The organism is Yokenella regensburgei ATCC 49455 (assembly GCF_000735455.1).
GTDB lineage: Bacteria > Pseudomonadota > Gammaproteobacteria > Enterobacterales > Enterobacteriaceae > Yokenella > Yokenella regensburgei.
This window is the reverse complement of sequence record NZ_JMPS01000020.1, coordinates 311,736-318,549: the sequence shown is the minus strand read 5'-3', so window position 1 is coordinate 318,549 and position 6,814 is coordinate 311,736. Positions and strand designations below refer to the sequence as shown.

6 protein-coding genes are annotated in these 6,814 nt (G+C 55.8%); all 6 read right to left on the bottom strand.

From position 1 onward, the window contains the following. Positions 1-67: 67 nt before the first annotated feature. On the bottom strand, positions 68-1,384 hold the full coding sequence (gene ugpB, locus GYRE_RS06110; protein WP_038253807.1) for a sn-glycerol-3-phosphate ABC transporter substrate-binding protein UgpB: 1,317 nt from the start codon (positions 1,382-1,384) through the stop codon (positions 68-70). A gap of 213 nt (positions 1,385-1,597) precedes the next feature. Further along, entirely contained in the window at positions 1,598-2,311 is a 714-nt protein-coding gene (gene livF, locus GYRE_RS06105) for a high-affinity branched-chain amino acid ABC transporter ATP-binding protein LivF (RefSeq protein ID WP_006817603.1), read from the bottom strand. Position 2,312: 1 nt separating this feature from the next. Next, on the bottom strand, positions 2,313-3,080 hold the full coding sequence (livG, locus tag GYRE_RS06100) for a high-affinity branched-chain amino acid ABC transporter ATP-binding protein LivG (RefSeq protein ID WP_006817604.1): 768 nt from the start codon (positions 3,078-3,080) through the stop codon (positions 2,313-2,315). Next, the gene (gene livM / locus GYRE_RS06095) at positions 3,077-4,354 is read right to left on the bottom strand and encodes a branched chain amino acid ABC transporter permease LivM (protein WP_006817605.1); all 1,278 of its coding nucleotides are present in this window, start codon (positions 4,352-4,354) and stop codon (positions 3,077-3,079) included. Before livM ends, livG begins: the two co-directional genes overlap by 4 nt. Continuing rightward, positions 4,351-5,277, bottom strand: a complete 927-nt coding sequence (gene livH / locus GYRE_RS06090) for a high-affinity branched-chain amino acid ABC transporter permease LivH (RefSeq protein WP_006817606.1) — start codon at positions 5,275-5,277, stop codon at positions 4,351-4,353. The genes livM and livH overlap by 4 nt, the downstream gene beginning before the upstream one ends. Positions 5,278-5,323: 46 nt before the next feature. After that, a complete protein-coding gene (gene livK / locus GYRE_RS06085; protein WP_038253835.1) occupies positions 5,324-6,433 on the bottom strand; it encodes a high-affinity branched-chain amino acid ABC transporter substrate-binding protein LivK in 1,110 nt (369 codons plus the stop codon). Positions 6,434-6,814 lie beyond the last annotated feature (381 nt).

Below are 6,814 nucleotides of genomic sequence, written 5' to 3'. Positions count from 1 at the left end.
AAAGACGGCTCCGAACAGTCCCCTTTCCCCTATGGGGAGAGGGTTAGGGTGAGGGGTCAGCCAATGATTACGATTTAGTCGACTGCTCGAAACGCCGCAGCAGCTGATTACCGCGTTCAACCGCCGCATCCAGCGCCTGCTGAGGGGTTTTCTTCCCGGTCCAGACGCTTTCCAGCTCTTCATCCACCACGGTACGGATCTGCGGCATGTTGCCCAGACGCAGACCTTTGGTGAACGGCAACGGCGGCTTGTTCAGCATCTGACGGGTCGCGATATCCGCACCCGGATTTTTATCGTAGAAGCCCTGCTGACGGGTCAGGTCATAAGCGGCTTTAGTGATAGGCAGATAGCCGGTTTTCTGGTGCCATTCAGCGGCAATTTCCGGTTTCGCCAGGAATTCGAGGAACTTCGCGACACCGTTATAGGTGGCTTTGTCTTTCCCCTGCATCACCCACAGGCTGGCACCGCCGATGATGGCGTTCTGCGGCGCACCCTTCACGTCAGCATCGTAGGGCATCATGCCCACACCGTAGTTGAATTTGGCGTACTGACGAATGTCCGCCAGCGAACCTGAGGAAGCGGTGGTAATGGCGCAGTCGCCGTTGTAGAACTTCTCGGTCGATTCGTCTTTACGACCGAAGTAGCTGAAATCGCCCTTCTTGTTCATCGCCTCCAGCAGGGCGATATGCTTCACCTGCTCCGGCTTGTTGAACTCCAGCACCGCGTCGGTACCGTCAAAGCCGTTATTTTTGGTTGCTACCGGCAGCCCATTCCAGGCGCTGAAGTTTTCAATCTGGATCCAGCCCTGCCAGCCGCTGGCGTAGCCGCACTTCATCCCTGCCGCTTTCAGCTTCTCGGTATAAGCCGCCAGATCCTGCCAGGTTTTCGGCGGCTGCTCCGGATCTAAACCGGCTTTCCTGAAGGCATCTTTGTTGTAGTACAGCACCGGGGTGGAGCTGTTGAACGGCTGGGACAGCAGGTGCCCGGTTTTGGAGTCGGTGTAGTAACCGGCAACGGTCGGGACAAACTGCGACTCGTCAAATTTGATGTTGGCGTCGCTGAAGACTTCGTACACCGGTTTGATGGCTTTCGACGCCATCATGGTTGCAGTGCCCACTTCGTACACCTGCAACAGCGCCGGGGCGTTACCGGTACGGAAGGCAGCGATACCTGCGCTCAGGCTCTGCTCGTAGTTGCCTTTATAAACCGGCACAATTTTGTAATCCGGATTTTCCTGGTTGAAACGTTGCGCCAGGGAGTCGACCTCTTTCCCGAGCTCGCCCTCCATAGAATGCCAGAATGGAATGGTGGTTGCCGCCAGCGCCTGACCAGCAAATGCCAGGCTCAGTGCCAGTCCTAAAGCTGTGTGTCGTAACGATGTCATTCGGTTATCTCTCTTGTTGTGCCGGATGCGCGAAATCACGCGTTTTATGCTCGCGAGGTAACATGACATGCTCGAATGACAGAAAAATAACTGTTTGTTTACAGAATCATGACAACAATACGTCAGAGGGATGATGGTAATGTGAAGGGAGTTGTTAAAAATGCCGGGTGCGGTCTCCAGCCCTCTCCCACAGGAAGAGGGCTGGTAAAAAATTTATCCGCCTAAATAAGCGCTCCGCACCGCTTCGTTCGCCAGCAATGCATCACCGGTGTCTTCCAGCACCACATGACCATTCTCCAGCACGTAGCCACGGTCGGCGAGCTTCAGCGCCTGGTTGGCGTTCTGCTCAACGAGGAAAATCGTCATCCCCTGCTTACGCAGTTGTTCGATGGTGTCGAAAATCTGCTGGATGATGATCGGTGCCAGCCCCAGCGACGGCTCATCAAGCAGCAGCAGGCGCGGCTGGCTCATCAACGCACGGCCAATCGCCAGCATCTGCTGCTCCCCGCCGGACATAGTGCCCGCCCGTTGAATACGGCGTTCGTGCAGACGCGGGAACAGCTCATACACCCACTTAATGCGTTCATGATACTGCTCGCGATCGGCAAAAAATCCGCCCATCGCCAGGTTCTCTTCGACCGTCATCCGCGAGAACACGCGACGCCCTTCAGGGACAATCGCCACCGCCTCACGCATGATTTTCGCCGTCTGCCAGTCGGTAATGTCTTTACCGTCGAAGACGATTTTCCCGCTGGTGGCTCGCGGGTCGCCGCAAAGCGTACCGAGCAGCGTGGTTTTCCCGGCGCCGTTGGCGCCGATAAGAGTGACGATTTCGCCCTGATTGATATGCAGGCTGACGTTGTGCAGCGCCTGAATCTTACCGTAGTGAGCGCTGACGCCGTCAAAGGACAACATGACTTTTTCCATCTTATGCTTCACCTAAATAAGCGCGGATCACATCCGGGTTATGACGAATTTCCTCTGGAGTACCGTTAGCCAGCGGGGTGCCCTGATTCACCACGTAGATGCGATCGGAGATCCCCATCACCAGCTTCATGTCGTGCTCAATCAGCAGAATGGTGGTGTTGTGATGGCTACGAAGCTCAACGATAAGCTCATCCAGCTCTTTGGTCTCTTTCGGGTTAAGACCGGCGGCCGGTTCGTCGAGCATCAGGATTTCTGGCTGCGTTACCATGCAGCGGGCAATCTCAAGGCGGCGCTGATCGCCATAGGCGAGGTTGCTCGCCTGACGGTTAGCGTGCTCCAGCAGGCCAATACGCTCAAGCCAGGTGGCAGCGCGATCGAGGGCTTCGCTTTGCGCACGGCGAAACGCCGGGGTTTTCAGCAGGCCGGAGAAGACACCGCTCTTGAGCTGCTGATGTTGCGCCACCAGCAGATTCTCAATCACCGTCATTTCGCGGAACAGGCGCACATGCTGGAAGGTACGCACCACGCCCATGCGGGCAATCTGCTGACCCGGCAGCCCTTCGAGATGCTGGTCGCGCAGCATAATGCTGCCGCCGGTCGGTTTGTAGAACCCGGTCAGGCAGTTAAACACGGTGGTTTTGCCCGCGCCGTTTGGGCCAATCAGCGAGACGATTTCCTGCGCCTTAAGCTCCAGTGAGACGTTGTTGACCGCCAGCAGGCCGCCAAAGCGCATCATCAGACCGTTAACGGATAAAATAGGCTGACTCATGCCTGCTCTCCTTTGGCTTTCCCGTTTTTCAGCTTCAGCTGCACACGGGTCATCGGCAACAGCCCCTGCGGACGCCAGATCATCATCAGCACCATCAAACCACCCAGCATCAGCATGCTGTATTCATTGAAGTCACGCATCAGCTCACGCGATACCACCAGCAGAATCGCCGCGAGGATCACCGCGAACTGCGAGCCCATACCGCCCAGTACCACAATCGCCAGCACGAAGGCAGATTCAGCGAAGGTGAAGGATTCCGGGCTGACAAAGCCCTGGCGCGCGGCAAACAGCGTTCCGGCGAAACCGGCAAACGCGGCGCTGATAGTGAACGCCGTCAGCTTAATGCGCGTTGGGCTTAAGCCCAACGAGCGGCAGGCGATTTCATCTTCACGCAGCGCTTCCCACGCGCGGCCAAGCGGCATACGCAGCAGGCGGTTAATCACGAAGAGACTCAGCACGACCAGCAGCAGCGCGACCAGGTAGAGGAAAATCACCCGGTCCGACGGGTCGTATTTCACGCCAAAGAAATTGCTGAAGGTGTCCCAGCCGCCTTCACGGGCGCTGCGGCTGAACTCAAGGCCGAAGAAGGTCGGTTTCGGGATCTGGCTGATGCCGTTCGGACCGCCGGTCACTTCGGTGTTGTTCAGCAGCAGGATACGGACGATTTCGCCGAAGCCCAGCGTCACAATCGCCAGATAGTCACCACGCAGGCGCAGCACCGGGAAACCGAGCAGGAAACCGGCCGCCGCTGAAACCAGCCCTGCCAACGGCAGGCAGGTCCAGAATCCCAGCCCGTAATAGTGGTTGAGCAGCGCAAAGGTGTACGCGCCGATGGCATAGAAACCACCGTAGCCCAGCACCAGCAGGCCAGAAAGCCCGACCACCACGTTAAGCCCCAGGCCGAGGATAATGTAGATCATCGTCAGGGTGGCGATATCAACGGTACCGCGCGAAACCATAAACGGCCACGCCACCGCAATCACCAGCAGAGCGACCAGGAACAGCTTTTGTTTGCCGGTAGAGCCGTCAATTGCCGGCAGAATAAACTTCGGCCCACAGACGCCCTTCACCGCTTTCTGGAACAGCGGGCGCAGCATCTGGAAGAAAAAGACCACCGCCGTACCGATGAAAATCCACTGCCAGCGGATGTCGGCGGCTTTGTCTACCACAAGTTTGGTGCCATCAAGCTCTAACTGTACGCCCATGAATACGCCAGCCAGCACGAAGAACATGGCAGCGGAAAGCAACGCCATCGCAAAATGCATCGGTTTCATACTTTCTCTACCTCCGGACGACCCAGAATGCCGGTAGGCATCACCAACAGCACCACGATCAGCAGCGCGAAGGAGACCACGTCTTTATATTCCGTACTGAGATACGCCGAAGAGAGCGCTTCCGCCACGCCGAGGATAAGCCCACCAATCATGGCGCCAGGAATACTACCGATACCGCCAAGCACCGCCGCGGTAAAGGCTTTCATCCCCGCCATAAAACCGATGTAGGGATTGATCACGCCGTAGAACTGACCGAGCAGCACGCCCGCCACCGCGGCCATCGCGGCACCTATGACGAACGTCAGAGCAATCACGCGGTCGGTGTTAATGCCGAGCAGGCTCGCCATTTTCAGGTCTTCCGCACAGGCACGACAGGCGCGGCCCATGCGCGAATAGCGGATAAACAGCGTCAGTGCCAGCATGGCGACGAAGGTGACAATCCAGATCACCAGCTGCATGGTGGTGATAGACGCGGAGAAGCTCTCGCTGCTGCCGATAATCCACTGGCCGTTGAACAGGCTTGGTAGCGCCACATCGCGCGAGCCTTCCGTCAGGCTGACGTAGTTTTGCAGGAAGATGGACATACCGATTGCCGAAATCAGGGCAATCAGGCGCTTGGAATTACGCACCGGGCGATAGGCCACCCGTTCAATACTCCAGCCGTAGGCGCTGGCGATAATAATCGCCCCGACAAAACCGGCGGCCACCAGCAGCCAGCTGGTGTCGATACCGAGCATCATCAGTGCAGCAATGATCATAAAGGAGACATAGCTACCGATCATGTAGACCTCGCCGTGGGCGAAGTTAATCATGCCGATAATGCCGTAAACCATGGTGTAGCCGATGGCGATCAGCGCGTAGGTGCTTCCCAGCGTCACGCCGTTAAACATCTGCTGCAAAAAATAGAGAAACTGCTCGGACATAACGTAACCTTCTTAAACCCGCCCGGTGGTCCGGGCGGTGGGATAATTATTTGGCGACCGAGGATGACCCATCGGCGTGCCACTGGAAGACACCAAATTCAAATCCCTTCAGATCGCCTTTCTCGTCCCAGTTCAGCGGCCCAATCACGGTATTGGCACCGTGAGCTTTCAAATCTTTAATTAAATCGAGCGGGGTTTTACTGCCGGTGCGCTCGAGTGAGGTCGCCAGCGACTGCACGGCGGCATAGGTGATCCACACGTACGGGCCGCTCGGATCTTTTTTGTCGGCTTTCAGCGCATCAACAATGGCCTTGTTTGCCGGATCCTGGTCATAGCGTTTCGGCATAGTGACCAGCATGCCCTCCGCCGCATTACCAGCGATATTAGACAGCGAGGTATTGCCGACGCCTTCCGGGCCCATGAACTGGGTTTTCAGACCGACGGAACGCGCCTGGCGCAGCATCTGGCCCATCTCCGGGTAGTAACCGCCGAAGTAGACGAAGTCGATGTTCTCTTTCTTCAGACGAGCAATCAGCGCGGAAAAGTCTTTATCCCCGGCGGTGATACTGTCGAAGAACACGACGTTCGCACCGCCCTGCTTCAGCCCGTCCTGCACGGAGCGCGCCAGGCCTTCACCGTACTGCTGCTTGTCATGAATGATTGCGATGCGCTGTGGCTTCACTTTCTCGAGGATGTACTTCGCGGCGGTCGGCCCCTGGGAAGAGTCGAGGCCCGCGGTACGCATGATGTACTGGTAGCCACGCTGGGTCAGCTCCGGGTTGGTAGCCCCCGGCGTTATCATCAGAATGCCTTCGTCTTCATAAATGTCGGACGCTGGCTGAGTGGAGGAGGAGCAAAGGTGACCAATCACATACTGAATGCCGTCGTTGACGATTTTGTTCGCCACCGCGACGGCCTGTTTCGGGTCGCAGGCGTCGTCGTATTCGACCCCAACCAGTTTGTCGCCCTTGATACCGCCTTTGGCGTTGATATCTTTGATAGCCTGGCGTGCACCGTTAAATTCCATGTCGCCCCACTGGGCAACCGGGCCAGACATCGCGCCCACGACCGCCACCTTGATGTCTTCCGCCATGGCGGTGTGCGACATCGTCAGTGCAACGATCCCCGCGATCAACGTCTTCGCGTTCCGTTTCATCATTTCAAACCCCGTTCGTGATGTGCTTTATTGTTTTGTCCTGAATTGGTTAAAAAGCATTCTGTACTTTTATTGAACAATGCTATTTTTACCAGTTTCTTTAATGATTTAGAGTTATATTTCGCGAAAAATCAGATCAAAATCTCTATTTTTCAGTAGATTATGGAAAGATAATATTCTGAAATAATCGAGAAATAAACAGATGAAATCCAGATTTCAGCATAATATAACGGCATATAAGACCGAATAATTCACTAGTGATCAGGCTAAAATGCTGGCTATTTTTCATTCCCTAATGGATAAAACTACACCAGGTTCACAGAAAAAATTTATCGCCTGATGAATGACAAAAAAACAGAACCCTCAGGAATGTGAAATTGA